18 protein-coding genes are annotated in these 26,150 nt (G+C 63.5%); 8 read left to right on the top strand and 10 right to left on the bottom strand.

Going from position 1 to position 26,150, the window contains the following annotated elements:
* Nucleotides 1-9: 9 nt before the first annotated feature.
* The 3 genes from ACQS5P_RS15835 to ACQS5P_RS15825 all read right to left on the bottom strand — a co-directional run bounded on the left by ACQS5P_RS15835 (nucleotide 10) and on the right by ACQS5P_RS15825 (nucleotide 1,752).
* Nucleotides 10-882, bottom strand: coding sequence for an exonuclease domain-containing protein (locus tag ACQS5P_RS15835; RefSeq protein ID WP_428937588.1), 873 nt, complete (start codon nucleotides 880-882; stop codon nucleotides 10-12).
* 114 nt (nucleotides 883-996) lie between these two features.
* Entirely contained in the window at nucleotides 997-1,470 is a 474-nt protein-coding gene (locus ACQS5P_RS15830) for a 3-hydroxyacyl-ACP dehydratase FabZ family protein (RefSeq protein ID WP_428937587.1), read from the bottom strand.
* A gap of 78 nt (nucleotides 1,471-1,548) precedes the next feature.
* Nucleotides 1,549-1,752, bottom strand: coding sequence for a histone H1 (locus tag ACQS5P_RS15825; protein ID WP_428937586.1), 204 nt, complete (start codon nucleotides 1,750-1,752; stop codon nucleotides 1,549-1,551).
* Nucleotides 1,753-2,015: 263 nt separating this feature from the next.
* Here ACQS5P_RS15825 and ACQS5P_RS15820 point away from each other — a divergent pair, with 263 nt between their 5' ends.
* Both ACQS5P_RS15820 and ACQS5P_RS15815 read left to right on the top strand, forming a co-directional pair.
* On the top strand, nucleotides 2,016-3,104 hold the full coding sequence (locus ACQS5P_RS15820; RefSeq protein WP_428937585.1) for a PA0069 family radical SAM protein: 1,089 nt from the start codon (nucleotides 2,016-2,018) through the stop codon (nucleotides 3,102-3,104).
* A gap of 64 nt (nucleotides 3,105-3,168) precedes the next feature.
* Nucleotides 3,169-4,263, top strand: coding sequence for a bifunctional transcriptional activator/DNA repair enzyme AdaA (locus tag ACQS5P_RS15815; protein ID WP_428937584.1), 1,095 nt, complete (start codon nucleotides 3,169-3,171; stop codon nucleotides 4,261-4,263).
* A gap of 56 nt (nucleotides 4,264-4,319) precedes the next feature.
* On the opposite strand, the gene ACQS5P_RS15810 is transcribed toward ACQS5P_RS15815, so the two are convergent.
* A complete protein-coding gene (locus tag ACQS5P_RS15810; RefSeq protein ID WP_428937583.1) occupies nucleotides 4,320-7,652 on the bottom strand; it encodes an SNF2-related protein in 3,333 nt (1,110 codons plus the stop codon).
* A gap of 163 nt (nucleotides 7,653-7,815) precedes the next feature.
* Nucleotides 7,816-8,772 (bottom strand): alpha/beta hydrolase, encoded by a 957-nt coding sequence (locus ACQS5P_RS15805; RefSeq protein WP_428937582.1) that lies wholly within the window; start codon nucleotides 8,770-8,772, stop codon nucleotides 7,816-7,818.
* 162 nt (nucleotides 8,773-8,934) lie between these two features.
* On the opposite strand from ACQS5P_RS15805, the gene ACQS5P_RS15800 reads away from it, so the two are divergent.
* Nucleotides 8,935-9,321: a LysM peptidoglycan-binding domain-containing protein gene (locus tag ACQS5P_RS15800; RefSeq protein ID WP_428937581.1), complete on the top strand. Its 387-nt coding sequence runs from the start codon at nucleotides 8,935-8,937 to the stop codon at nucleotides 9,319-9,321.
* 87 nt (nucleotides 9,322-9,408) lie between these two features.
* On the opposite strand, the gene ACQS5P_RS15795 is transcribed toward ACQS5P_RS15800, so the two are convergent.
* Complete coding sequence (locus tag ACQS5P_RS15795) at nucleotides 9,409-10,110, bottom strand: type II secretion system protein (RefSeq protein WP_428937580.1); 702 nt, start codon at nucleotides 10,108-10,110, stop codon at nucleotides 9,409-9,411.
* Nucleotides 10,111-10,229: 119 nt separating this feature from the next.
* Between ACQS5P_RS15795 and ACQS5P_RS15790 the strand changes: the two genes are divergently transcribed.
* Complete coding sequence (locus ACQS5P_RS15790) at nucleotides 10,230-11,126, top strand: hypothetical protein (RefSeq protein WP_428937579.1); 897 nt, start codon at nucleotides 10,230-10,232, stop codon at nucleotides 11,124-11,126.
* An 82-nt stretch (nucleotides 11,127-11,208) separates the two neighbouring features.
* On the opposite strand, the gene ACQS5P_RS15785 is transcribed toward ACQS5P_RS15790, so the two are convergent.
* Together ACQS5P_RS15785 and ACQS5P_RS15780 are read right to left on the bottom strand one after the other, a co-directional pair.
* The gene (locus ACQS5P_RS15785; protein WP_428937578.1) at nucleotides 11,209-12,009 is read right to left on the bottom strand and encodes an SDR family NAD(P)-dependent oxidoreductase; all 801 of its coding nucleotides are present in this window, start codon (nucleotides 12,007-12,009) and stop codon (nucleotides 11,209-11,211) included.
* 110 nt (nucleotides 12,010-12,119) lie between these two features.
* Entirely contained in the window at nucleotides 12,120-14,288 is a 2,169-nt protein-coding gene (locus ACQS5P_RS15780; protein ID WP_428937577.1) for a hypothetical protein, read from the bottom strand.
* Between the two features lie 294 nt (nucleotides 14,289-14,582).
* Here ACQS5P_RS15780 and ACQS5P_RS15775 point away from each other — a divergent pair, with 294 nt between their 5' ends.
* The 4 genes from ACQS5P_RS15775 to ACQS5P_RS15760 all read left to right on the top strand — a co-directional run bounded on the left by ACQS5P_RS15775 (nucleotide 14,583) and on the right by ACQS5P_RS15760 (nucleotide 19,527).
* On the top strand, nucleotides 14,583-16,133 hold the full coding sequence (locus ACQS5P_RS15775) for a hypothetical protein (protein ID WP_428937576.1): 1,551 nt from the start codon (nucleotides 14,583-14,585) through the stop codon (nucleotides 16,131-16,133).
* A 92-nt stretch (nucleotides 16,134-16,225) separates the two neighbouring features.
* Nucleotides 16,226-17,668 (top strand): replication-associated recombination protein A, encoded by a 1,443-nt coding sequence (locus ACQS5P_RS15770; RefSeq protein ID WP_428937575.1) that lies wholly within the window; start codon nucleotides 16,226-16,228, stop codon nucleotides 17,666-17,668.
* A 115-nt stretch (nucleotides 17,669-17,783) separates the two neighbouring features.
* Nucleotides 17,784-18,389, top strand: coding sequence for a 5-formyltetrahydrofolate cyclo-ligase (locus tag ACQS5P_RS15765; RefSeq protein WP_428937574.1), 606 nt, complete (start codon nucleotides 17,784-17,786; stop codon nucleotides 18,387-18,389).
* A gap of 100 nt (nucleotides 18,390-18,489) precedes the next feature.
* On the top strand, nucleotides 18,490-19,527 hold the full coding sequence (locus tag ACQS5P_RS15760; protein ID WP_428937573.1) for a L,D-transpeptidase family protein: 1,038 nt from the start codon (nucleotides 18,490-18,492) through the stop codon (nucleotides 19,525-19,527).
* A 30-nt stretch (nucleotides 19,528-19,557) separates the two neighbouring features.
* Here the strand turns inward: ACQS5P_RS15760 and ACQS5P_RS15755 are convergent, their stop codons facing one another.
* The gene (locus ACQS5P_RS15755) at nucleotides 19,558-24,138 is read right to left on the bottom strand and encodes a hypothetical protein (RefSeq protein ID WP_428937572.1); all 4,581 of its coding nucleotides are present in this window, start codon (nucleotides 24,136-24,138) and stop codon (nucleotides 19,558-19,560) included.
* 54 nt (nucleotides 24,139-24,192) lie between these two features.
* On the bottom strand, nucleotides 24,193-26,130 hold the full coding sequence (locus ACQS5P_RS15750; RefSeq protein WP_428937571.1) for a PulJ/GspJ family protein: 1,938 nt from the start codon (nucleotides 26,128-26,130) through the stop codon (nucleotides 24,193-24,195).
* Nucleotides 26,131-26,150 lie beyond the last annotated feature (20 nt).

The raw sequence follows: 26,150 nt of genomic DNA, 5'->3' as shown, positions 1-26,150 counted from the left end.
GCCGGTCAGTCATATGCCGGACGAGCCGCCAACCGCTGCATCACTCACTCGCGTCAACTGAACAATTCGCGAAAGCTTGAAATGCCGCCGGTCGTTGCGAAGCTGGCAGTGGGCGACCAGAATCAGCTCCCCGTGAAATCGGCGAACCTGTATCGGCTGAATGATCCGCCGTGTGCGGTTGTCGTGCGCATCCAAGTACTCCAGCATCATCGGGCTGCGATGTTCCAGCGCCTCTTCCAGTTCCAGTGGCAGCAGGCTTTGCCGCGGGCTGGCGGGGAGCAGCCCCATGGGTCCGCCCTGCTGGGCGATGGCGTCGCAGAGGCTGATCCGCCAACCGCCCACTGGTTCGATCAGGCGCTCGAAGACACTGCATGTGGTGATCACGTCCGCCAGCGCGCGGTGCGCCGTCTCGGGCTGATACCCAAGCCTGCGACACAACGTTTGCAGCCCGTTGCCTCCGCGCCCGAACCGTCGCCGGGCTATACGCACCGTGTCCAGAACCTGTACATCGCCAAGCTCCCGAGTCAGCTCCAGTTGGGCGGCGCGAAACTCACGATGCAGGAACGACAGGTCAAAACGCACATTGTGCCCGAGGATCACCGCCCCTTTGAGAACCTTCAACAGATCGGGGAGTTGATCGGCAAAGGTCGGCTGGCCGGCGACCATCTTCTGCGTGATGCCGGTCAGCGCCGTGACCCCGGGGCTGATGCGGCGCTGCGGATCGATCAGCCTCTGATATCGACGCACCAGCTTCCCGCCTTCGATGCGTCCCACGGCCACCTCGATGACGCGGTCACCGAACTCGGCACTGGCACCGGTGGTCTCCACATCGATGCAGGCGATGGGAATCTGCCGCAGTGGCTCAAGCAGCGAGAAAGACATCGCCACAGATTTTAGATTTCCGCCGGTCAATTGGCGATCCCGGCGCCTGGCGGATGACTGTGGATCGTGGCAGCCGGGTCGCCCTCTCGTGGGAGGCACCACCCGGCGGCGCTATCACAACTCGGTGCCGATGATCGATGCCTCAAACGCGAGGTTGCCGTTGACCAGCCCTTGAACATTGCAGCAGATCAGGTGGTGGCGTTCCCAAATCTTCTGGCCGAGCAGGTACATACGAACCCCGGGTGGAACTTGCTGGCGGAACTTGCAGTTTTCCAGGCCGCCAAAGCCGATGAATCCCTTCCAACCGACGAACTTGCGGGTGTAGAAGCTGGCCAGTTGCGCCCCGGCTTCGATCATCAGCACGCCGGGCAGCAGCGGCCGGCCGGGAATGTGCCCGGGAACCCAGAACTCATCGGGCCTGACATCCTTAAACCCGACAATCCGCCCCTTGGAAGGATCGGCGAAGATAATTCCGTTGAGTTGCTCCATGTCCCCGCGCTGGGGGTTGCACTGGCGTATAGCCTCCTGGTCGTAGGCGACCTCATTCAGATCGATGCCCGAAAGGTCAAAGAGCAGTTGTGGCGGCATGGTTGGCCGATGCAATCCGAAACAGTCAAAGCGGTTACAGGGCCTTGCGCCCGGAGCCGCACTCTCGGGCGCAGCAGCCTACGATGTCTGCTGCGGCGCTTCGGGCTCGGCCTCGCGCCCCTCGAGAATCTTCTTGCGCACTTCCTGAGCGGCCGCCTTGATTTCCTGCATCTTCTTGCGGACTCGGGTTCCGGCGGCCTTGTTGCCCCCTGCCGCCTTCTGCACATCTTCCGCCGCCTCTTCCACCAGCCGCTTCAGCGTCTCGTATTCCTGCAAAGGCATAAGAACCTCCAAAGGGTCTGTATTGAGCGAAAAACGATACTGATGGGGCTTGAGGGTGTCAAATGAGGCGAAAATTCCGGATTGATCCGGAGTCTGATAAGACCTCCGGCAACGGGCCGGCCACGCAGTGGATTGCAGGCCGTGCACCCGCCCCGTTTAGCAAATGGCAAACCAATCTTTACGAATCGCCCGCCAGCGCCCCGCCCATGCCAATACAATATCCGTCGCCGCACCCCACTGTGGCGATGTCGAGTTTGACTGCAATGCCCAGAATCCCGCTCACCATCCACGGCCGCGCAGCCGTTGATAACCCGCCCAACCGGTTCGACCCGATCGTCCTTGAACCGGATCCGGACTGGCTGCAAACCGAGTCAGCCGACCCCACCTTGCCGCCCACCCAGTACTTTCGCGATACGTCGCGATCCATCATCTGTCACAACGACAGCCCGGACGTAGGCTTTGAGTATTCGATCAACCCCTACCGCGGGTGTGAGCACGGATGCGTCTACTGCTACGCCCGGCCAACGCATGAATACCTGTCACTGGGCGCCGGGCTGGATTTCGAGACCAAAATCTTCGTCAAGCTCGACGCGCCGCAGCTTCTGCGAAAGGAGCTGAGCAGCCCCAAGTGGCTGGGGCAGGCGATTGCGTTCGCAGGGGTAACCGACTGTTACCAGCCCATCGAGCGGCGGCTTCGGATCACCCGGGGCTGCCTGGAGGTCTGCGCCGAATTCCGCAACCCCGTCGGTATCGTCACCAAGAGCCATCTGGTCACACGCGATCTCGATCTGCTGTCGGAGCTGTCGCGATACCAGGCCGCGATCGTGTTCGTGTCGGTCACCACGCTGGATGCGGCGCTCAGTGCCGCCATGGAGCCGCGCGCCGCGGCCCCGAGCCGCCGACTCCAGACCATTGCCGAGCTGTCCGGGGCCGGGATACCCGTTGGCGTGATGGTCGCGCCGCTGATCCCGGGACTGACGGATCACGAGCTGCCGGCGATCCTGTCGGCGGCGGCGCGGGCGGGGGCGCGGACCTGCGGTTATGTGCCCCTTCGCCTGCCAGGCGCGGTGGCCACCATCTTCCAGACCTGGCTCGACCGTCATTATCCGGATCGCAAGCGCAAGATCCTCAACCGCATTCGCTCGATTCGAGCAGGCAAGTTGAACGACTCGGAGTTCCACTCGCGCATGCGCGGCAGCGGCGCCTTCGCCGAGCAGTTCCGCGCGATGTTCCAAATCGCCAGACGACGCGCCGGGCTGGATCGCGACGTACCGCAGCTCTGTGGCGAGCACTTCCGCCGCCCCGACACCGCCGCCACGCACGTGCGGCACACGCAGTTGACCTTGTGGTAGGATTTTGAATTCAGTGTGCGGATTTCGGCGACGCTGCGATCGCGAATGCGTTAGGCTTCTGTCCATGGCGACGATGATGAGCCAGCCAGTTGTGCCCGTGCAGACGATGCTCCGCGCGTTTCGGCGCAAGGACGCCAGCTACGACGGCACGTTTTTCGTGGGCGTGAAGACGACCGGCGTGTTCTGCCGCCCGGTCTGCCGCGCCAGGCCAGCGCGCCGCCAGAACCTGGAGTTCTTCAGCTCCGCCGAGCAGGCCATCCGCGCGGGATACCGTCCATGCAAGCGATGTCGGCCACTCGATCCAGCGACGGCCACATCGCTGGCCAGGAGATTGACCGAGCTGATCGACTCCAGTGATGGCCGACCGATTCGTGACCGAGACCTGCTCAGCCTGGGCATCAATCCCGCGACGGCTCGACGACAGTTTCTACGGAGATACGGCATGACCTTCAGTGCATACCAGCGCGCCAGGCGGCTTGGCGAGGCGCTGCCCGGACTTCGCAACGGGGCGGGGGCGATCGAGGCGCAGATTAGCGCGGGTTTCGAATCATCCAGCGGCTTCCGCGCCGCATTCGCACGGCTCTTCGATGCACCGGTAAGCCGCAGCGATTCGCTGCTCGTGCTCACCGCGACGTGGATCGACACGCCGCTGGGCACGATGCTCGCCGTCGCCCATGACGATGGGCTGGCGATGCTCGAGTTCGCCGACGGCAGCGCCGCGATGGAGCGTTCGATGCTTCGAGTCCGCCGCGCGTTTGCCGGGCCGAACAGCCCGCTTGCGACGGTGATTCCCGGCGAACATCCGCACCTGCGAACGCTGGAGAGCGAACTTGGAGAGTACTTCATGATGGGCCGCCGCCAGTTCTCCGTGCCGCTGTGTCCGCGCGGAACCAGCTTCCAGCAGCGCGCCTGGAACTACCTGCGCACGATCCCCTACGCGCAGACGAGAAGTTATCGCGATGAGGCGGCGGCGATCGGCGCGCCCGCCGCCGTACGCGCCGTCGGCCGCGCCAATGGCGCCAACCCGATCGCCATCCTCATCCCCTGCCACCGCGTCATCGCCGCCGACGGCTCGCTGGGCGGCTACGGCGGCGGACTGGCGCGCAAGCAGTGGCTGCTGGCCCACGAGCGGCGGCACGTGGCGGGGCAATCGGTGTGAATACAATCAACATGAAATCAGCGTGAGCTGATCCCAGCAGTCCTGAATCCGAATCCTCACGACAACAGCAGCTCCAGATCCTCCCGCCCCAGCTTGCTGATCAGGCTGTTGTCGGCGTTGATGATCATGTCGGCAAGGTCCTTCTTGCGCTGCTGAAGCTCCAGCACCTTCTGCTCGACCGTGTCGCGCGCGATCAGCCGATAGGCAAACACATGCCGCGTCTGCCCGATGCGATGAGCCCGGTCAATCGCCTGCGATTCGATCGCCGGATTCCACCACGGGTCCAGCAGGAACACATACTCCGCCGCCGTGAGGTTCAGGCCCAGTCCGCCCGCCTTGAGGCTGATGAGGAACAGCTTGCACTCCGGGTCGTTCTGAAAGCGCTCGACCCTGGCCTGGCGGTCGCGCGTCTTGCCGTCGAGGTATTCGTAGGCGAGCTTCTGCCTGTCCAGGTGTTTTCGCACGATCGCCAGCATGCTGGTGAACTGCGAGAAGACCAGGGCTTTGTGCCCCTCCTCGATGACCTCGGCGATCTGTGGAAGCAGCGCATCAAGCTTGGCGCTGCCATGCTCGGCGCGCGACTTGTCGATCAACCCCGGATGGCACGCCGCCTGACGCAGGCGAAGCAGCGCTTCCAGCACCTGGATCTTGGCGCGATTGAGCCCTTCGGCGGCGATGCGCTCCAGCAGCGATGCGCGGTAGTGATCGCGCAGCTCGTCGTAGAGCTTGCGCTGTTCAGGCTCCAGGTCGCACCAAATCGTCTGCTCGGTCTTCTCGGGCAGATCCGTGGCGACCTGGTCCTTGGTCCGTCGCAGGATAAAAGGCCGCAGGGCGCGGGCCAGCAGCTCGCGACCGTCGCGGTCGAGCGGCACCGAGCCGTTGCCCGCTGACCTGAACACGCTGGCCGTGCCCAGCATCCCCGGATTGAGAAACTCGAACAGGCTCCACAGCTCGCCGAGATGGTTCTGAACCGGTGTGCCGCTGAGGGCCAGGCGATGGTCGGCACGGAGGAGCCTGGCTGCCTTGGCGCTTTCGCTGGAGGCGTTCTTGATCGCCTGCGCTTCGTCGAGAATGGCATAATCGAAGTGGAAGTCCTTGAGGAACGCCGCGTCGAGGCGCAGCGTGCCGTAGGTGGTGAGGATTACGTCGTAGTCGCTGAAATGCTCCGACGTTTTGGATCGCAACACGCCGGTGTGGTTGAGCACGCGAAGCTGCGGGGTGAAGCGGCGGGCCTCCTCGATCCAGTTGAACACCAGCGATCGCGGCACGACGACCAGCGACGGCTTGCCGACATTGCTCTGCCTCCGCATTTCCAGCAGCGCCAGCACCTGCACGGTCTTGCCCAGCCCCATGTCGTCCGCCAGGCATCCGCCGAAGCCGAAACGATTGAGAAACACCAGCCACCCCAGGCCGTCGCGCTGGTAAGGGCGAAGCTGCCCCTGAAAACCACCGGGCGGATCCATCGGCGTGATGCCCTCGAATCGGCGAAGCTCGTTGCGCGCCTGCTCGAAGGAGGCGTCGAACGTCGCCTGCGGCATCGTCGAAAGCAGCGCATCGAGCAGGCCAACCTGCCGGCGATCGAACGTGATCTTCGGCTGATCATCATCGCCGGTTTTGGCCTGCGCCACGCGCGCCAGAAGCCCGTATTGCGACAGCCATTGCTCCGGCAGGATACCGACCGTGCCATCGTCGAGCTGGACCGTCTTCTCTCCCTTCCGCAGCGCCGCCAGCAGCTTCGGCAGCGACGCCCTCACCCCGTCGCCAAAATCCATCTCGCCGCTCAGCTCGAACCAGTCGATCCCGCTGGAGACATTGATTTTGAACTCGCCGGGCTGGCGGTAGAGCTTGCCCTCGGCCTCGACGAGCCAGCCCTCGGCCACGAGCGTGAGCACCACGCGGTTGAGCCTCGATGGCGCCAGCCGTCGCCGCAAGCCGGATCGGTTCCAGCTTGAGTAGTCGAAGCGATGCCTGAAGCCGAGTTCATCAAGCCGCGCGGCGGCGGCGGCTTCGGCGGCCGGGTCGCGAACTACCACCGTCCGCGTCGCCGGATCGTACAGATTCCATTCCCCGCCCTCCTCCACGATCCGCCCGCCGTAGTCGAACGACAGCGTTCCCAACAGCTTTCCGTCGTCATAGCTGCGCCGTTTCGGCTGGGCGATCTTCAGCCGCGGACGCATCGGCGCCGTCACCTGCTCGACCCTCAGCTCCGCCGGAAAGTCCAACCGCGGCAGTGGCGAGATCGACAGCAGCTCCTCGAGCATCTCCTGACCCTGCTGCACCGACAGCGACACGCCACGCTCGTGTTCCCTCAGGTACTGAAGCATCGCAAATGCGCCGAAGTGCTCCAGCCGCGCCACCGCGCCGCGCGCAATCATCAGCCCCGAGGCCAGCACCAGCAGCGGCTCCTGCCCGCTCATGCGCGATCCATCCTCCCGCCGCAGGCTTGCCTGCATCCGGTAGCGCTCGCCCGATTCGTCGCGGTTCAGCTCGATCCAGAACTGCCAGGGCGGGCCGTCGTCCCACCGCAGCGGCGTGGGGTCGATGTCTGTATCCTCCAGGCCAAGCGCCACGAAACATCGCCCGCTCTGCACAATCGGGCGAAGCAGCAGCTCGTACCGCAGCGGGTCGATGGCAAACCCCGAATCCATCGGCGCATCGTAGTCGTCGTAGTCGCCCGGCGTCCCGAGCAACATCTGCACAATCTGCTGATCCTGAGGATCGGGCAGGGTGGCGGCCTGGTCATAACGGAGTCTCGTGCACTTCGGCCCAGACCAGCGGCCATGCCTATCCTGCACCTGCGTGCCCAACATCACCGTCAACTGCTCGTGCCAGCTCAGTGTTGTTCGCGCAATGTTGATCAGATACACCAGCCGGCGCGTCGGCGACCAGAATCGGGGCGGCGGGGGCGCGGGCGTGGCATATCGCATCGCCTGGCGGATCGCGGCCAGTTGCCGCTTCCACGGAGAAGGCTTGTGTCCATCGACGCTCAGGTGAATGGCTAAAGCGCCGCGGCGAGCCTGCGGCAGCGCCGCCGAACGGTTCAAAGCCGATCCGCCCGGGCCATCATCGGCACCATCCTGCCCGTCCCCATCGTCATCACCGGACAGTCGCGGCAGCCGCTGCTGATCGTCTGCCTCCAGCAGCGCCGCCCACATATGCTTGCAGATCCCCTGGCCAGCGGCATACGCGCAGGTGCACTGCGCGTCGGTCAACTCGCCCGCCGCGTTCCAGCTCAGCTTCACATCATAAAGTTCGCTGCCTTGCACCCGGGCGTGCAGGTCCCGCTGCGTCGCCTTGATGATCCGCACCGCCCCCGCTTCGAAGTACTGTCGTCCGCGCGCCAGAAGCGGCGGATCAAACTCCCGCGCGGCCCTTTCCAACAACGACATCTCGACGTCTCCTGTGCTGTGCGTGCACCGCCCCAACCCGTGCCCGAAAGCATGAAATGGTTGAGGATATGCCGCACGGATTGCCGTGACAATCCGAGGTGAGGCAAATTCCGCGCGCCTGGAACCGAAGCGGTTTTGCGCGCGCCGGCGGGACATCGAGTTCTCAGAACAATGGCTGCGTGACGGCGATGCGGTGCTCCTGACACGCGGTCAGGAAGCCGGCAATTCGCAGGTGATATTGCATCGGGTCGGCGTGCAGACTCAGCAGATGTGGCGATTCGGTGAGCCAGAAGACTCCAGGCCCAAGCGCTGACGGGCGATTGTGGATGGTCATCTCGATGGCGCGGATGTCCGCCTCGCTGACGAACTGATCCTGCCGGGACTGAATCACCAGAACGGGGCACGGAACCTCCGCCAGCAGTCTCAGCGGATCGATCGCCTCGAGCTTGGCGCCGCTGATCCACTGGCCGATGCGGATCGCCAGCGGCAGCACCCAGGGCACGGGGAAGTCGAATGCCCGCAGGTGGGCCTTGAGCGTGTTGCGATACGAGGCAAACGGACACTCGAGCACCAGCGCCGCGATGTCGTTGCGCATGGCCGCCGTCGCCAGCGCCACGGCGGCGCCGAGGCTGGCGCCGAACAGCACAAGCTGCCCGCTGGTCTGCTGCGGGCACATCGCCCGAAGCTGATCCAGCACTTGATCCAGATCGTGACGCTCGAAGTACCCGGCCGTTGTATACCGGCCGTCACTTTGCCCGTGTGCTCGAAGATCGATCGCGAGGAGGTGGTAGCCGAGCTGCTGCCAGGTCGGCGCCCAAGCGATGGCGCCTACTTTGGCGTCGGCATAGCCGTGGATGAGTACAACGGTCTTGTCGCCCCCGGCCGGATGGGGAATCCACCACGACATGATCCGCATCGGTTTTCCGGTGGAGCGGTCGCGGATGCTGAACGGCACGGTCTGGTAGTGCATACCCAGGTCCGCGGGCGACAACCGCTGGAGCACGTGAAGCGCCTTGGCGTCGGTCATTCGTGGCGGGCGGAGCAGCGCCAGCGCCAGCAGCACCGCCGCCAGCAGCAGCAACGCCAGCAGCGACAGAAGCATGAGAAGGACCAGAAACATGGAGGCGTACCGTTGGCCGATTAACTGCCGTTGTCGTGGCCCATGATGGTCTTGAGCCGTGTTTTCTCAAGTTCGCGGGCCTGAGCGTCCGATAACTGCCCAGGTGCGGTCCGCAACGGCGCGGTCGCCGGGTTTATTCTCCCACATCGAAGGAGTCTGGCCGTGAAAAAGGCTGTTTGTGTGCTCGCGTTGGGTTTGATGGGGATCGTTGGTGGTTTCGGATGCGACAAGAACAAGAAGACCAGTGCGATTCCGCGCAGCGAATCGGTGGTGGACGTGAACGTTCCGCCAGCGCCGGCGCAGGCGTATCAGCCGCCGGCGCCGCAGCCGGTCGTGACCGACACGATGACGAGCCAGCCCCCCGCCGCCATCCCGGCCGCCGCCGGTTCCATTGCCCCCGGCACGTACACGATCCGCAAGGGCGACACGCTGTACAGTCTGGCCCAGAAGCGCTGGGGCGACGGCAAGCAGTGGACGCGGATCGCCAGCGCCAATCCCGGGCTGCGTCCCGAGACGCTGAAGGTCGGACAGACGATCGTGATCCCCTGAGGTCGCATCAACGCGCCGGGGGCCACAGGCACGACGACGCATCGCGGGCACGGCGGCCGCGCACGCCGCCGCCGCGATGCCGCCGCTTCACCCGCCCGTCATCGCGGCGCGGTATCCCCAGGGATCCCATCCCCGCCAGGCCTGGCGCGGCATCTTCACTTCCACGTGCCAGTCCAGGTACAGATAGTTCGATCCCACGCTCGGGCCATGCCGGTACCACTCCAGCAGATTCACCGGTGGAACCGGATCATTGGCGTGGTACGGTCCGATCCCGGCGTAGTAGTCGTCGTACTCCGACTTCTTCTCCCCCATGATGATGAACTCGGATGCGGATAAGCCGGCCAGATCCTTGGTGTGAGTGCGGATCGACCGCTCGACCACGATGTCGTTGAAGATGTAGGAGTGCTCCTCACGAGGCTGTGGATCGCTTGGGCAGATCAACACCGGCGGATTCCAGACCGGAGGGTTGAACACGACCACCGGCCAGCGCTGATCACGCGGGCTTAATTCGGTGGGGCTGATGCGTGCGCCCAGTCCGGGCGGGAAGACCCAGCCCTTCCACTTCAACGAATACATCGCCAGCGCCTGACCGATCTGCCTCATGTTCGACTGGCACTGCACCATCTGTGCCTGCTTTCGTGCCTTGGTCAGGGCGGGCATGAGCAGGGCAATCAGCACCGCGATAATGCCGATGACCACGAGCAGCTCGACCAGGGTAAAGCCGGTACCGGGGCGTCGGGCGGGCATCGGCAGCGGCTGGCGCGCGTCGCGCGTTGAGCTGGTCCGCATGAACATGCCTCCTTCGCTCACATGTACAAATATCTAACAAATGGACTTTTTTGCGATAAAGCAACTATTTTACCGCTCGCTTGTATAGAATCGTACCAACCTACGCGAGGAACGTTGCGATGCGAATCGAAGCTTTCAAGCGCTGGCATTGGGCGATCCTGGGATTGGGTCTTGGGCTGATCGTCTCGTTCTGGCGAGGGCTTCAGGGGTCCGAGGCCGCCCTGGATGGACGCATGACTTTGGACACCATCGAGTTCGAGCGATTGCTGGCTCGAGGCACCATTGATGGCAAGCCCCTGCTGCGAGACATCGAGGTTCATCCCATGCCCGATGGCTCGTTCTGGATCACCGCCGAGCAGTTGCTGACGGACAAGACCCGCGATCGCACTGAGGACCGATACATCCCCGTGCGCGTTCACGCCCCTACCCCCTATGTGCCGACGCTCGACCGCCCCGCCAAGCCCGACCCCAAATTCACTGTCGTTGATTACCTTAGAACGATGAAGGCCAAGACCCCCGTGGCGGACTTCAGCACGCGCTGGTGGGATCGCGAGCCGGTTCGCTCGGTTCTGTTCGCCGCCGTGGGCCTGGCTCTGCTGGGAGGCGCCTGGCCGCTGCTGATCCCGCTGCTGACCGGGGTCGAGCCGACGCAAAGGCGCGGCGGGGAGAAGCGCCGAGCAGAGCCGGAGTACGATTTATCCCGCTTTGGACGGAGTAAAGCGGAGTCAGTTTCCACGCCCGCAGCTCGACGGGGTTTGAGCGACGAGGAGATCGAGAAAATTCGCCAGCTCGAAGCGGAACTGGAGCGGAGTCTGCGCGCGCGGCAACAAGATTCAACCGATGCCGCGGCGCCAGCGGCGGAACAGGGCAAGCCCACCGCCGCACCGTCGCCGACGATTCGCCCGCTGGCCGCCGCGCCTCTGGAGCAGCCAACCGTGCCTGAGAAACCCAAGGAACACAAGGAATTCGCCGGCGAGTTCTACCCCACCGAAACCCACGTGAAAAAGAAACACTGAGCCGCAACGATCCTGCGGTGATTGATCGCAAACGGTCGCAGCGACGACCAGGCAGGTCAGCGTTTGTGCGGCCAACTACGCGTTACCGCATCGCCGCGGGGATGGTGATCCCCAGCCCGCCATCGATGCGGAACGCCTGTCCCGTCGTGAACGCCGCCGCATCGCTGGCAAGATGAGCGCACAACTCGGCGACTTCTTCGGGCCGGCCTACACGTCCCAGCGGGTGCATCGCCGCCACCGCCTTCCACACCTGCTCGGGATTGGGCGAGGAGGCGATGGCCTCCCGCAGCATCGGCGTGTCGATCGCCCCCGGACACACCGCCACACAGCGAATCTGTGGTGAATAGTCCACCGCGATGCTGCGGGTCAGCCCGAGCATGGCGGTCTTGGCGGTGGTGTACGGTGCGACCTTCGGCTGGCTGAGAAACGCCTGCACCGAGGCGATGTTGATGATCACGCCCTTGCCTCGTCGCAGCATCGCCGGGATCGCGTGCTTGGCGCACAGAAACGCGCTTTTGAGGTTCACGTTCATGACCAGGTCCCACTCCTCGACGCTGGTCTCGGTCACCGTGCTGTAGCGCTGGATGCCCGCGTTGTTGACCAGGATGTCAATGCCGCCGAAGCGCCGCTCGGCCTGCTCCATCGCCTGGCGAACCTGGGCTTCCTGCGAAACATCGCAGCGAAGCATGGCGCCGGCTGGCTCGGCGAACGCAGGCTCGCCCGGCGGCGCCGAGCCCGGATCCACATCCAGCCCGACGATCGTCGCGCCATACGCATGCATACGCTGGCTGATCGCCAGCCCCATCCCCTTGGCCGCTCCGGTCACCACCGCCACCCGGTTGCTCAGATCCCGCGGATCACTGCCATTGTTGGACTGCGCCATCGATATGCTCCTCCAAAACCTGTGACGTATCTTACCTGCCTGTGCCGTCCGGGCCGAACAGCATGCCCGTCAGACAACACCACCTGCGATACGTGCCGGCACTCTGCATTTCAGAATCGGATCACGACCAGGTCATCAGCATGGGCGATGTCCAAAGTCCTGGACGCGGCATTCCACCTCCAGCCTGTACCCGCCTGAGGCAGTTCGGTGTCGGCGTCGATCGGCCCGCCCGCGCCCTCAACGGCCGCCGGGGCCTTGGTCAGCTTCAATCTCACCTTCCCTGCCGCCCATGGCTTCAGCTCGACCGTGTCCTGGCCATAGCGCACGGTTTTCAGCGGCGTCGTATACCGCAGCAGGTGGTTCTGATCATCCGGCGCCGTCTGCGGAAGCTCGGCCATGATGCGCATGTAGATGGGCACGAAGTTCAGGATGTAGGCGTTGCCCTGCGCGTGATACCACAGCCCGTGGGCGAACTTGCCGTCGGCCTTTTGAAGCCACGATGAGGAGTTGGCGATGAGTTGGGCGAGCCTGGCGTGTTCGGGGTCTCGGCGGGCGCCGTAGAGGCGCGCGTAGGTATCGGCCAGGCGAATCACGTGATGCGACAGCACCGCCGGATAGGTCGTCTGTTCGACCAGGCACGGCACGCCGGGGTGAAACCCATCAAGGGTCACGAGCTTCTGATGGACAAACGCCAGGATGCGTCCGGCGTAGTCGACAAATCGCGGGTCGCGCTGGCGCGAATCGATCAGGTACATGGCCGTGTCCAGCGCGGTCCACTGGTCCAGCGAATCGGCTCCGCTGGCGATGTCGCCGTAGAAGCCGCGCCAGTTGTTGTCCTGCACGGGCCCTTTGATCAGCCAGTCGAATGCGCGGTCGCGTGCCGCGCGATAGCGATCCGTCTGCGCCGCGTCGGAACTGAACAGCATCAGCGAGTCCAGGAACTGGACATACCAGATAATGCTGCACGTGTAGGGGACTTCGACTTCGCCGCTGCGCGCATTCACCCGGAATGGAAAGTTGCCCGCCTCGAACTGAAGCCGCAGCAGCGCCTCGGCGATCTGCCGGGCCGCAGTCAGGTACTTTTCCTCCTGCGTGACGGCATAAAGCTGCACCAGCGCCAGTCCGGTGTTGGCCGCCTTGTCCGGCTCGTAGCCGCTCTCGTCGGGAGTATACGAACCGTCGGAGGCGAGCTTGCGATAGTCGAAATGACTCAGGGGCAGACCGGCGAGTTTCCAGCCGGCGGGGATCGTGTAGCGCAGGTTCCAGTCGGCGATCTGGCGCGCCTTGGCCAGCGCCTGCTCATCGCCACTGTACAGGTAGTAGTCGATCAGCCCCATGATGGTGGGCGGATGGTTGTGGCCGGGGTACTGCATGTCCGACACGCCTCGTACCTCGTCGTTGCAGAATACGTAGGACACCAGCAGGATCGGATCCCACGCTTGCGCCACAGGCGGGAGGTTATCGGGAAGCTCGACGGTGCGGCTGGCGGAGAGCGTCCACGCCGTCACGTCGCGGATGATCTGGTCGTACGTCCGCCGCGGCTGGATCATCCCCGATGAATCGACCGGCGGACGCAGCGGAGAAACCAGCGAGGCGCCCGGCCCGGGGCGAATGACGCGGAAGTCAGCGAACTCGGCCTGGGTGTCCTGGCAATACAGCCCAGGCATGCCCGCGATCAGATCGCGCGCCCACGCGGGCGGGTGCGGATAGTCCGCGGGGGGTCGCCCGGCAAAACTGTATGTGAGCAGCGGCTTGCCATCGAGCGCAGCAGCGACGTGCGTCCCGTCCACATCGAACGTCAGCTCGTGCCATTGGGCCGAATCGATCGACAGGCTGACCAGATCGCCCACCAGAAAATCATGCGCCAGGGTGATCTTCCCGTCGCTTTGAAGCAGCAACTCGGCAAAAAGGCCGCCTCTTTTCTGAACCAGGCGGAACAGGTAATAGCGATTGGGGTCCAACGCGTGCGCGACCAGCCCAAAAGCCTGCCCCTTCTCCAGCACCTGCGGCGATCGGGCGCGGACGCACACGCGATAGCTGCTCCAGGACTGCTGGAGCTTTGCCAGCGCGACCGCCCGCCCCGGGCTACTGGGCGTCAGCCGTCCACGACCCTGGCCGCTGCTCAGGAGTCCGCCGTGCACTTCGAATCGCTCAGCATCGGCCTGATCGAAGCTCGCAGTGAACAGCGGAGTCTGCGTCGGCGTGGCGGCCGCCAGTGCTAACTCGCCGCAGCCCAGCACCCCGGTGAACGTCAGAGTTGTGACAATCAGTCGCGTCATAAACATCTCCCACGCATCTAACTGTCGGCAAACACTACCGCAACGGAGAGTGAACTGACAAGCAAAGCACCGAAAGTTGGACAGAGGCGATGCGGAAGTTATGCTGAGCCGTCGCGTTGCCGCGGGCCTGCGGTGATGTGTGTTGGCCGGCCGGCTTCTCTGTTTTTGAAGGCGAGTGCAAGCATGCTTTTCCATGTCAGACACGTATCGCTTTGGGCGAGCTTGTTGGCGGCGGGGATGGCGGTCGGTCAGACCACCCGACCCGCAGGGCGCGCGTGGGATGATCCTTCAGCGGTGCGAACCACTCGCACCCCAGCCGGCAACGCCGACAATTTCATCCTCTACGGCTATGACAAGGAGCCTTACCCGCTCGATCCCGGTCCACATCTGTTCGTCGATTACCGCTACTTTCTTCCCGGGCGAACCAGTTACGTTTTTCCCGACGGCAGTGACGCGCCGCGATACGACGGCGATGCGGCGCGCCTGCCGGGCATCCTCGGTATCCCCAGCCAGGCGCCGGCGAACGTGCGGATCGAAGCGCAGAAGGCCGAGAAGACCGGCGTGGTCTTGGACAATGACCAGCCGTGGGAATACGGCATCGGCTATCACACGCTGTTGTACTTCGACGGCAAGTACCGGCTCTGGTATGAAACCGTCCCGCCGCGCAACAGCAAGCTCGGTGATCGCGGGCTGCTCTGTTATGCCGAATCGGACGATGGGTTGAAGTGGATCAAACCCAAGGTTGGCATTGTCGATTACGAAGGTAGCAAAGACAACAACATCGTCTATGGCGAGCCGGTGGCGGGACACTCCTTCCACGGCAGCTCCGTGTTCATCGACCCGCTGGCGCCGCGTTCGGAGCGGCTGAAGCTGATCTACATGGCCGGAGCCGACGCCGAAGCGATCGCCAGATTCAAGGCCGCCTATCCGCAAAGCGTCTCCCCGATTGGCGAGCAGAAGAAGCTGTTCATCCGCCTGGCGCACTCCGCCGACGGAATCCACTGGACGCCTCGTCCCAACCCGGTCATGTCGCACATGAGCGACACCCAGACCACCGTCTACTACGACGAATACCTCAAACGGTATGTGGCGTTTTTCCGTCTTGCGTACATGAATCACCGCGCCATCGGACGCACCGAAACGCCACGCCTGGATGAGCCCTGGCCGGTGCCGAAAGTGGCGATGTTTCCCCAGCCCCATCACGACCGGCCCGCAGACGACTACTACATCAGCGGCTACTCCCGGTATCCCGGCACGCGAACCATGCACATCATGATCCCCACCATCTACAAACGACACACCGACAGCACGGAGCTGGGCATGGCCGCCAGCATGGACGGCGAGTACTGGACGTGGCTGCCGGGCGGGCCGGTCCTGGAGCCAGGGCCGGACGGAAGCTGGGATGGCGGGTGCGTCTTCGGCGGAATTGGATTGACCGAGTTGCCCGATGGGCGAGTCGTCTCGCCGTATGTCGGCTACACCTACCCGCATAAGTTTCCCCGATACGAGCGGCACATGGGCAGGATCGGCCTGGCCGCATGGAAAAAGCACCGCATCGCCGCGGTGGTCGCCGACGAAGAAGGCGAGTTCGTCACCGGCCCGCTTTCGGCCAAGGGGAACACCCTGCTATTGAACTTCCAGACCAGGCGAAACGGCTGGATCAAGGTGTCGGTAGAGGGCAACAGCTCGCGCAGTCTGGACAACTGCGATCGCCTGTTCGGCGACCAGATCCAGAAGCAGGTCACGTGGAAGGGCGACGGCAACCTGGGCATCTCCCCGGGCGGGGATTTTTCCCTGCGCTTCCAACTCCGCGCCGCCAGGTTGTATAGCTTCGAGGTGCGTTAGCGGCCCGGCCCAACGCAAACGGATCGTGCAGCTCGTGCAGAAGACAGACCGCGCCGGCGACGGGGATTTGCGGTATCCTTGATCATACGTCCATGGATCTGTTCGCCGAGTCTCGCCGCAGGAACCTGGATCGCGTGGCACCACTGGCGGTGCGGATGCGACCGCGCACGCTCGACGAGTTCGTCGGACAGGAGCATTTCCTGGGACCGGGCAAGCTGCTGCGGCGAATGCTCGAGGCCGACCGGCTGATGAGCGTCATCTTCTATGGCCCGCCGGGGACAGGCAAAACCACCCTGGCCCAGATCATCGCCCAGCACACCAAAAGCCACTTCGAGCAGATGAACGCGGCGGCCGTGGGCGTGAAGGAAGTGCGCGCCGTTCTGGATGCGGCCAGGGAGCGGCTGTCGCACGGCGGGCAACGGACGGTGCTGTTCCTGGACGAGATTCATCGCTTCAACCGCGCGCAGCAGGACATCCTGCTGGGCGATGTCGAGGACGGGTTGATCCTGCTGATCGGCGCCACCACGGAGAATCCGTTCTTCGCGGTCAATGCCCCGCTGGTCAGCCGCAGCCAGATCTTCCAGTTCCTGCCGCTGACCGAACAGCAGATCGCGCTGCTGATTCGCCGGGCCATCGAAGATCCGCAGCGCGGCTTCGGCAAGCTCAACATCCAGATCACCCCCGAGGCGATCGCGCATTGGGCCCGGGTCAGCGACGGCGACGCCCGGCGGGCGCTGACGGCACTGGAGATCGCCGTCTTGTCGCAATTGGAAGAAGATGCCCGGGCGCAGGGAAATCAGGGCACGCAAGCCGGCGCAACGACCGCGCCCGATGCCTCGGTGCCGACAATCCGCATCGACCTGGACGTGGCCGAGCAGTCGATCCAGCGCAAGGCGATCGTTTATGACGCCATCGGCGACGAGCACTACGACGCGGCCAGCGCCCTGATCAAGAGCATGCGGGGCAGCGACCCGGACGCGGCGGTGTATTGGCTGGCACGAATGCTGGAGGCGGGAGAGGATCCGCGGTTCATTGCCCGGCGGATCGCGATTCTGGCGTCGGAAGACATCGGCAACGCCGACCCCCAGGCCCTGCTGGTCGCCAGCGCGTGCTTCGACATCGTCGAAAAGATCGGCATGCCCGAGGCGCAGCTAACCCTTGCGCAGGCGGCGATTTACATGGCTCTGGCGCCCAAATCCAACGCTTCGGCAATGGCCATCTGGACCGCCATGGAAGATGTTCGCCAAGGTCGGACTCTTCCCGTTCCCAAGCATTTGCGTGACACGCATTACAGCGGCGCCCAGCGGCTGGGGCATGGGCAGGGGTATAAGTATGCCCATGACTTTGCCGGGGGATTTGTCGAACAAGACTATCTCGGGGTGGATATCATATATTATCAGCCTACGGATCGGGGCTTGGAGGCGGAGCTGAACAAACGATTACAGCAGTTGCGTAAGGCGCGTCAGTCGCCCGCGACGCCAGCCGATAAATCCGAAGGAGGCGGTCCGAGCCAAACGTCGGCAGAGGCGTCGTGAACCTCCGCAGCAGAACGCGTGAGACGGCAGCAAGGCCGGCCCGGCCCCGGACCGGCGGCTGGTCTTGGATTTGATCGTTTTGTCATGCACATCGCCGCAGAGGCGAGCGAGGAATATGTTGGAAACGACCACCAGCAGCAAGGCAATCATTCGCAAACGGCTGCGGGAACGATTGGCGGCCATGACCGAGGCCGAACGGCACACCAAGAGCCTGGCGGCATGCAGCCTGATCACCGCCAGCCCGGAGTTTGCCACCGCCGGCGTTATTATGCTCTACCTCAGCACTGCCCATGAGGTCGATACCTCGCCGCTGGCGCTTCGCGCCTGGCAGGCGGGCAAGACTGTGGTCGTGCCGAAGGTGAGCTGGGATCAGAAGCGCATGCTTCCGGTTGAAATCAGCAGCCTGCACAGCGACATGACCACCAGTCGCCTGGGCGTACGCGAGCCGATTGGCGGCAAGCCCGTGCCGGTGAACCTCATTGATCTGGTCATTGTCCCGGGGCTGGGCTTTACCCCAACCGGATTCCGCATCGGGCGGGGAATGGGCTTCTACGACCGGTTCCTGGCCCAGCGGGATTTCATCGGACTTTCCTGCGGGCTGGCGTTCGACGAGCAGATCGTCGAGGAATTGCCCGTGCTTGACCACGACATGCCGCTCAGTATGCTCGTAACCGATCGCGAAATCCGCAGATTCGCGTCGAACTGCATCATTCAAAAGTAGCGGGCTGCGGGCAGCGGGCAGCGGGCAGTGAAACGATGCGAGACCTCACTGTCCCCTGCCGGCTGCCTGCTGCCGGCTAACCGGGAACACGGAGGTTCTCATGGGCCGCTACGGACGGCGCATCAGCCGCAGCCTCATTGGGGTACTGATCGTCACGCTCGTATTGGGGGGATTGTTCTATCTGAAAGATCTGAGCACCAGCGACGCGGAGCAGACGCCCGCGCAGGCAGTTCGCGCGCCTTCGCCGCCGCGCCATAGCGCCGCCGCGCCGCCCAGGGTCCTGCCCTCGGCGACCCAGCCGGGCGCGACGACCGCGCCATCACCCACCACCGCACCGACCCCACTGCGCAATGCCCGGGATTCGGGAACGAGCACCGATCTGTTCACGCACGCCCAGCGCAAGCGCGACGCGGGCGACGTGCTGGCCGCCAGAGCCATGCTCAATGACGCGCTTCTGAGCGGTCGGCTGAGTGGCTCGGATGTGGATCGCGCCAAGCAACTGATCTCGCAGATCAACCAGACAGTGGTGTTCTCCAGCCAGCGATTCGACGGCGATCCGTTCGGCGGAACGTATACGGTGCAGAGCGGGGATCTGCTGCGGAAAATCGCCGACAAGTACGATGTCACCTGGGAGCTGCTGGCGCGGCTGAACGGGCTGAGCGATCCGCGAAAACTGCGCGCCGGACAGACGATCAAGGTCATCCATGGCCCCTTCAACGCCGTGGTCTACAAGAGCCGGTTCATGATGGATATCTACCTCGGACCGCCGATGGAAAGCGGCTGCATGTACATCACCAGCTATCCCGTCGGGCTGGGCAAGGATGATTCCACTCCGACAGGAAGCTGGCTGGTCGAGCCGCAGAAGAAGCTGAAGAATCCGACGTACTACAGCCCCCGCGGCGAGGGCGTGATCGCCGCCGACGACCCGGCCAATCCCCTTGGCGAGCGATGGATCGGCCTGAGCGGCATCGACGGCCACGCCGTCGGCAAATCCAGCTACGGCATCCACGGCACGATCGACGAATCGAGCATCGGCAAGATGGAATCGATGGGGTGCATCCGCCTGAAGAACGCGGATGTGGAGTGGCTGTACGACCTGCTGGTGGAGGGCAAGAGTGTAGTGGTGGTCAAGGAGTAAGCTGTAAACATCACTCCTCCACCTTCATCCTTATTCGTTCGGCACGTTCACCGGCTGATTCAGCCTGTTGTTGGTCTCGGTCAGGTTTGAGCGGTCCAGCAGGAAGGCGGCGCGGCGCTGGACGACCAGCTCCGGACGGCTCGAACCCACGCTTCGCCATCCCTGGATCAGGATGTAGGCGGTGAAGGAATCAGACCGGGTGGTCAACAGGTTGCTCACTCGGTTCATCAAAAGGCACTGCTCCTCGAAGTCGTAGCGCACGCCGTCGAGTACGGGCGTGACAGTGCCCGGGCGATCGCCGTCGTACGGCGAGAACTCACCCAGCGAGTCGCCCGGCTCGGCGGCGCCGGCCTGGGCCTGCTGGATGTCCAGGAAGATGCGCTTGCCGGTTGCATCGGTCACGCGATACAGGTCAAACAGCGAGCGGAACGGGCCTTTGCCCGGCATATAACTGCCTGGGATCACGATTCCATCCCGCCAGGCGACGATAGCCCTGGCGATGTCCGTGTTGTCGTCGATGTTGTTGGTGGCGTTTGTCAGGAACAGACCGGTGGTGGGGTTAAAACTGTACGTGTCCTGCCCCGCCGGTACCCACGGGATCGCCGCCAGCACCTTCCACGGCGCGGTGTTGAGGTTGATCAGCCCGTGAACCGGGACGGTGTCTTCCTTGTTGGCATCGGGCGAGCCGGATTCGGCGGCGTCGTGATCGGACGAGTTCTTCACGGGCTGACGGAAGTGTCCGCTGACCGGGCCGATCGGCGCCGGGCCGATCCGCAGCCACTGGCCGCCGCCACTCGGCGGCCCCGCCGTCGCCGGCACATCGCTGATGGCCACGTAAATCTGCGCCTCCGATGGCTTGCCCCCCGGCGGCGTCACCTGCACGACTTCGCCTTTTTTGTAGCCCAGGTTCGCGCTCCACTCCTGCTGCGGCGGCGCGTTGGCCATGTAGTCGTTGGAAGGCGCATCGACCGTGAGGTAGTCGAACAGCCGCATCGCCCAGCGGTAGTGCCACTTGTTGGCCGGAGGCATGTTCAGGTCATACGTTCCCACCGGGTTCAAATCGTCGCCGATGGGGGCCGCTGCACTGGGAATTGCAGTGACCGGCACAAACCGACCAACCTGCTCGCGGGTCTGCGCAGCGCCGGGAGTGTAACCGGTCGCCAGATCATCGTTGCCGGGCTGCGTGTCGTCGGCGAAGACGCTGTCGATGGTGATTGGATTGACTTCGATCAACTCCCCGCCGCCGCCGTCAGCAGCGCCGCCCACCACTACGACGTAGCTGCCGATGAACGGCACCTGAAGCATGTCGCCATTTCGCGCATATCCGCCAAACGGAAACGACGGTTTCTGCGGCGGTGAGCCTGTCATCGGATCCGCTGTCGTCGGATCCTCAATCCGGTGCGGCCCGGGCGTGTCCACATTGGCGATCTGGATGACGTGCTGAGTCGGGTAAGTGGCCGACGGGTTCGGCTCGCCAAGGGTGATCTCAGGCAGATCGCCACCCCCATATACGTAGGTGGGTGGCGGATTGCCCCCTTGGGCCGGATCAGCATACCAGGTCTGGAATCGCATCCCCTGATGTCGCTGATATTCATGGCTCCCGACATAGTGCCCCGGATAGACGAACTTCCAGTTGGGCGAGGTTGCAGTCTGCCCGGTCTCGCGCCGGTAATGGTAGAGATAGTAACTTTCCGCCCCCCCCAGTTCGACAGATCGGCGGGCGTTAAAGATCCCGGTAAAGTCAAAGCAATCCACCGGCGCCCACTCGCCTGCCTCCAGCCGACGATTGGGCGAGGCCGGATTCCGCGGCCCGGCCGGTCGCAACAACACAAACTCCCCGCCGCGCGACTCCCAATACGGATCGGCGTCCGGGCCATTGATCACCCAGTGCAGGTTCGGCACCTTGATGCGCACGCCACTGGGCACCTTGATCATGTTCGGCGCCGACGCTCCCTCATTCTCCAGCACGGCGAAGCTGTGCCCGGGGATCGTTGTTCCCGGTGGGAAGACCCACGGCGCCTCCGTCACGGGATCGTACTTGTTGCTGTCAGTGAACTTCGGACCACCGGGATGAAGCAGGAAGTACCGCAGCGGATAACTGCCATTGGGATGCGCATCGCCTGCGTCAGTTCGGCGGCGGTCGATGATCGCAATCGCCCAGCCGCTGATGTCGATCTCGTCGGGATATGGGTTATACAGCTCGATGGCCACGTAACCATATCCACCGGTGCCAAGTCCGTTGTCGTTGGGCGAACCTGTTTCAGTGTCCGTCGAGGTGATGTCCGTGCTGACGAAAACCTCGGTGATGAACGGTTGTCGCTCGGTCCCAAAGACATGGACTTTGGCCACCACTGACCCACCACGATCCAGCTCCAGATGGATCATGCGGTGTGTCACTGTGTACAGATCGGAATCCCGCAGATCCTCGGCATTGACCGCGGCCAGAGCAGCACGCAGCAGCAGTTGCTGATGGGCGCGGAACTGGTGGGAGGCATTGACGTGAAAGTCGCGGATTGACGAACGGAACATCCGCTGCTGATGGAAATTGTTTGGATCGGTCAAGAATGGGAATGCCCCGTCTTTAATGGAGCTTCCGTTATTGTCGTTGGAAAAGCGATTGCCATCCCATAGCTTGCTGATGGTGTTCTCCCGCTGCGGCACTGACGCTGGGGTGATGGGCGTGCCGAAGGGCGTGCCCTCGTGCGTGGACTGGTCCACCATCACTTCCCAGAACGCCCGCCACAGCTCGCCGAACGGAGCGGTGTTGATGTTCGTCCTGGCCGGCGTGCGTACGCTGCCCGGCTTGCTGTGATTGGGCATCAGGTCGGTCTTGAGCCGGGGGTCCGGCGGCGCGGCCGCCAGATTCGTATCCGTAACCGGCATATCGATCTTGTTCTCGGGCGGGATTCGCCGCGAGTCGGTCAATTCCATGTCATGCCGCGGCGCCAGGTTGGCCACGGCGTTGTGCGTGGTCAGCAGTGAGCGCAGCGCCCGGGGTTGAGTCGGGTCGAGCGTCAGAGGTGATATGCCCACACCGGGAATAGTGATGTTGCCGCCAACGCGCTCATGGTTGAAGCACAGGTCGAACCACCGGGAGATCTCGTTGGGCGCAAACGGCGGATTGAGCTGAAGCCATGAGCGAGCCGGAATCACGCTTCGGTCGAACAACGAAACCGACTCGATGCCATTGGCTGCCGGCGCGTTGAGCATCGCCGACTCGAATCGGGACAGCCCCGTATCCGCGTGCACCAGCGTCTGCCGGTATGCCAGCGCTAACTGATCAACCATCGAGAAAGGTGAGAACTTGATGCGTTGCGTGTTGTAACCGGGGTTTTGGAGTCGCGTGGCTAACTGGTGCTCCCACAGATCGCCGCGCGTGCGGTAGATGAAGTCGCTGCGCGGGGTGGCATTCGTACCCGATCCGGTGCTGGGATCCTCAAACGGGGTGCCATCGAAGAAGGCTGATGTATCGCCGGTGCGGCTGTACATCAATGAAAGTGTCTCACGCCAGGCGTTGGCAAAGGATCCGCTGTTCTCGAAGAGCAGTTCGAGCAGCCCCACGTGCGACTTGAACATCCCCAGATTAGCGGCGCCGATGTTGGCGGGATTTCCCGGCGTTCCGAAATCCGCCTGGTTGAACGCGTCCACCAATCTGTTGGCAGTGGCATCGCTGTGACGGCTGAACGCAGTATTGACATTGACCGCCGCGGAGTTGTCCACGATGCGGATGGCGCCGTAGTACTCCACGCCCTCGATGTTCACGTTCAGCCTGAACAGGCCCGAATCAGCGATGCCATCGCCATCGGCATCGGCGGCAATGAACGGGCCGACCATCGCGTTGGGATCGTTCAGCGTGTTTATCAGGTCCAGGTTCAGTCGAACCAGCGCCGGATAGATCCTCCCCGCGATGGTCTTGTACGCCGGTGCGAGAACGAACGAGTCCTTGCCCTGTGTCTGCCGCCAGTTCGGCGCCTTGAGCTTCCCGGTCGCCGCGTCCAAGTCGGTTGCGAAGTTCGCCCCGGTCAAGTTGACAAAGCATCCACCCGTGGTACGGACCACCTCCCCTTTCTTGTAGCTTCTCGTGGCGCTCCAGTCGGTGATGAGGGTGATCAGACGCAAATTTGAGTCAGGATCGGGGCTGTCGAATGCGCGGCCGCTGGTGCTGGTCATCGCGGGCCACGTTACTCCATGCCACGCGATGATCTGATTGCCCAAAGTCGTGATCAGCTTCGGCGCCCGATCCGCCAGATACAGATCTGCCAGCGACGAGTCGTAGTGCTTGTAATCCGGCTCGCCGATCTGGGCGGTCTCGTCGGGCGGACGGTAGGCGGTGCTGCTGCCGCCCGGGGGTACGCCGAACAGGTCGTCGGCCACCATCGCCTGCGCCATCGTCTTCACCGCTTCCACCAGCAGGCTGATCTGGGTGTTGCTGGTGTTCTGGGCGGCGGTGTAGCGGTCGTTGCGCGTGGTCGAAAGCAATGCCGTGCCCAGTAGCGCCAGCAGCACCACCAGCACGACAACCAGGATCAGCACCGACCCGGGCCGGGCCTGCGCATATCGCCGCTGAATGCGATTCAGGATGCCGACGGCTGGAGAAAACAGCTTGAGCATGGCATGGTCATTGTTCGGGATGTCCAGTAGTCAGTGACCATCGGCCACTGGCCACTACTGTAGCTTGAACACGTATTCAAACGTCTGGCCCTCCCCGAGCCGGCCATTGGGATCGTCCAGGACGATGGTGATCCGGATCATCGAAGGCTTGATGCGGTCACGGGGTCCCCAGGCGCAGGTGTAATCATGAAGCGGGGTAACGACGTTGGGGGGTGTCGTCGCGGCGTAGTCGCGCAGTCGCGGAAGTTGGTTGAACGGTACCCGCGGCGGAATGCCGCGGCTCGGGTCCGCGGTCCACTGCACCCCGTAGAAGCGCTCGAAGGGCGCAACGCGATTGTTCCCGCCCTTGTAAGGCGCCAGCGTCTGTATGACATCTCGCAGGGGTACGACATCGCGCAAATGGCTGGCACGAATCGGCGAAGTGCCATCATTGCCGTCGATGTGTCCGTCCGGCCCGCCTGTCGGGCTGCCCGCCACGTCGCGGGGAAAGCCGTACCAGCGAATGCGCTTGCGCGCGGTGGCCAGTTCGTTGGGGGTGTCGGGTATCCCGTTGTTGTTGCTGTCCAGAAAATCGACAATGAAGTCAATCTCGCCATCTGTGCCGGCATCGTTATAAGCGGAGGGATCGCTCGGGTCGATGCAGGCGTCCAGCACGTCCCCAAAAACGCCCGCCTCCTCGTCAACGCCGCTGTCCTGGTAATCCCAGGAATTCCGGTTCTGCCGGACGAAATCGCCTGCGTATTCGACGATGAACTGCGTGCATCCGGGCAGGAAGATCGGCGCCAGCTTTGCGTAGCTGGCCGCGCTAACGGGCTTGACCAGGTACGGAACAGTCTGGAAACGACCGCCGGTCAGAAGTCCCTGGTTGAGGGGATTCGGCAAGGCATTGGACGACATGAGCAGCGTCCACCACGCGCGATTCCAGCCGTAGGTATTCGCGAAATCCTCCAACTGCGACTTCATGGTTGCGATCGATGTCCCGGCCAGGTCATAGCGGGACATCTGAAGCTGGGCATTGGCCGGCGCTGTTCCCCCGGTCCCCTGAAGATCGGTGGGCAGCGTCCAGGTCTGTAGCGGCGCCAGCGGCAATCGCTGCTGCACGCGCGACATGCTCGGATTCCAGCCAGGATTGGTCTCATCGAAGCTGAGGTAGTCCTGCGGGATGTTGTTTCGGTCCAGGATCACCGGAGGATTCGTCGAGCGATCCGGCTCCACCAGCGCGATCGCCGCCCGGCCAAGGATCCATTGCGTCGCGTAGAAGTTGTGCGGATTGGTGTCGGCCGTGCCCTGCCCCGGAAAAGTCTGGCTCGGTATCGTGAGGCTCAAAGGCGCGGGGTACTGAAAGCTCGCATCCGGCAGCCACAGGTGTCCATACCAGATCCACCCTTCGCTGGAAGCCTGGTCGGCAATCAGTGAGCCATCGTTGCCGGTCTGTCGCCGGATCAGATCGCTGACAAAGAACGAAAGGATGTCGATGCGGTGATTGCGGTGGTTGTAGGTGGCCGAGGAGATGACCTCGCCGGGTACAGTGGACTCGCCGTCGAGATTGTTGCTGTCCAAATCGACATCGAGCACCTGCTTCATCACTCGCAGGCGCTGGTTCAAATCGGTTGGGCTGGCGAGCATGCCGCTCGGATCATAGTTGCGGTCCGACTCCTGATCGGCGCGGTTGCGGAACGCCGGTTGAGTGCGCGAGACCAGGATGATCGCCGGGGCGTCTTTCACGACGGCGGCGGAGAAATCGCGCTGCATGACGGCCTGGGCAGCCTGGGCATTGCGGGTGATCTCCGAGAGCGTCTGCCCCGCCCCCACCGCCTGTCCGGTCATCCGGAAGATCAGGTTCACGCCCGCCATCAGCAGCAGCATCAGGGCGATGGAGATCATCAGCTCCACGAGGGTGAAGGCGCGGAGGATAAAAGATGAGGTGGCAGCGCAGCCGACTGATCGCGGCCTGTCTCCACTTTCACCAAACCCAAGTCGCTGTTGCTTCATCCTGTTGCCTTCATCCTTCT

The organism is Fontivita pretiosa (assembly GCF_050410795.1).
GTDB classification, from domain to species: domain Bacteria; phylum Planctomycetota; class Phycisphaerae; order Tepidisphaerales; family Tepidisphaeraceae; genus Fontivita; species Fontivita pretiosa.
The sequence above is the reverse complement of the archived record's forward strand: the minus strand, read 5'-3'. Positions and strand labels throughout refer to the sequence as shown.

Excerpts from the sequence above, each read along its gene's own strand:
- ACQS5P_RS15785 (WP_428937578.1), bottom strand. The coding sequence starts at position 12,009 with ATGGCGCAGTCCAACAATGGCAGTGATCCGCGGGATCTGAGCAACCGG.
- ACQS5P_RS15795 (WP_428937580.1), bottom strand. The coding sequence starts at position 10,110 with ATGCGGACCAGCTCAACGCGCGACGCGCGCCAGCCGCTGCCGATGCCC.
- ACQS5P_RS15790 (WP_428937579.1), top strand. The coding sequence starts at position 10,230 with ATGCGAATCGAAGCTTTCAAGCGCTGGCATTGGGCGATCCTGGGATTG.
- ACQS5P_RS15760 (WP_428937573.1), top strand. The coding sequence starts at position 18,490 with ATGGGCCGCTACGGACGGCGCATCAGCCGCAGCCTCATTGGGGTACTG.
- ACQS5P_RS15820 (WP_428937585.1), top strand. The coding sequence starts at position 2,016 with ATGCCCAGAATCCCGCTCACCATCCACGGCCGCGCAGCCGTTGATAAC.
- ACQS5P_RS15830 (WP_428937587.1), bottom strand. The coding sequence starts at position 1,470 with ATGCCGCCACAACTGCTCTTTGACCTTTCGGGCATCGATCTGAATGAG.
- ACQS5P_RS15750 (WP_428937571.1), bottom strand. The coding sequence starts at position 26,130 with ATGAAGCAACAGCGACTTGGGTTTGGTGAAAGTGGAGACAGGCCGCGA.
- ACQS5P_RS15815 (WP_428937584.1), top strand. The coding sequence starts at position 3,169 with ATGGCGACGATGATGAGCCAGCCAGTTGTGCCCGTGCAGACGATGCTC.
- ACQS5P_RS15805 (WP_428937582.1), bottom strand. The coding sequence starts at position 8,772 with ATGTTTCTGGTCCTTCTCATGCTTCTGTCGCTGCTGGCGTTGCTGCTG.
- ACQS5P_RS15755 (WP_428937572.1), bottom strand. The coding sequence starts at position 24,138 with ATGCTCAAGCTGTTTTCTCCAGCCGTCGGCATCCTGAATCGCATTCAG.
- ACQS5P_RS15770 (WP_428937575.1), top strand. The coding sequence starts at position 16,226 with ATGGATCTGTTCGCCGAGTCTCGCCGCAGGAACCTGGATCGCGTGGCA.
- ACQS5P_RS15835 (WP_428937588.1), bottom strand. The coding sequence starts at position 882 with ATGTCTTTCTCGCTGCTTGAGCCACTGCGGCAGATTCCCATCGCCTGC.
- ACQS5P_RS15825 (WP_428937586.1), bottom strand. The coding sequence starts at position 1,752 with ATGCCTTTGCAGGAATACGAGACGCTGAAGCGGCTGGTGGAAGAGGCG.
- ACQS5P_RS15810 (WP_428937583.1), bottom strand. The coding sequence starts at position 7,652 with ATGTCGTTGTTGGAAAGGGCCGCGCGGGAGTTTGATCCGCCGCTTCTG.
- ACQS5P_RS15780 (WP_428937577.1), bottom strand. The coding sequence starts at position 14,288 with ATGACGCGACTGATTGTCACAACTCTGACGTTCACCGGGGTGCTGGGC.
- ACQS5P_RS15765 (WP_428937574.1), top strand. The coding sequence starts at position 17,784 with ATGTTGGAAACGACCACCAGCAGCAAGGCAATCATTCGCAAACGGCTG.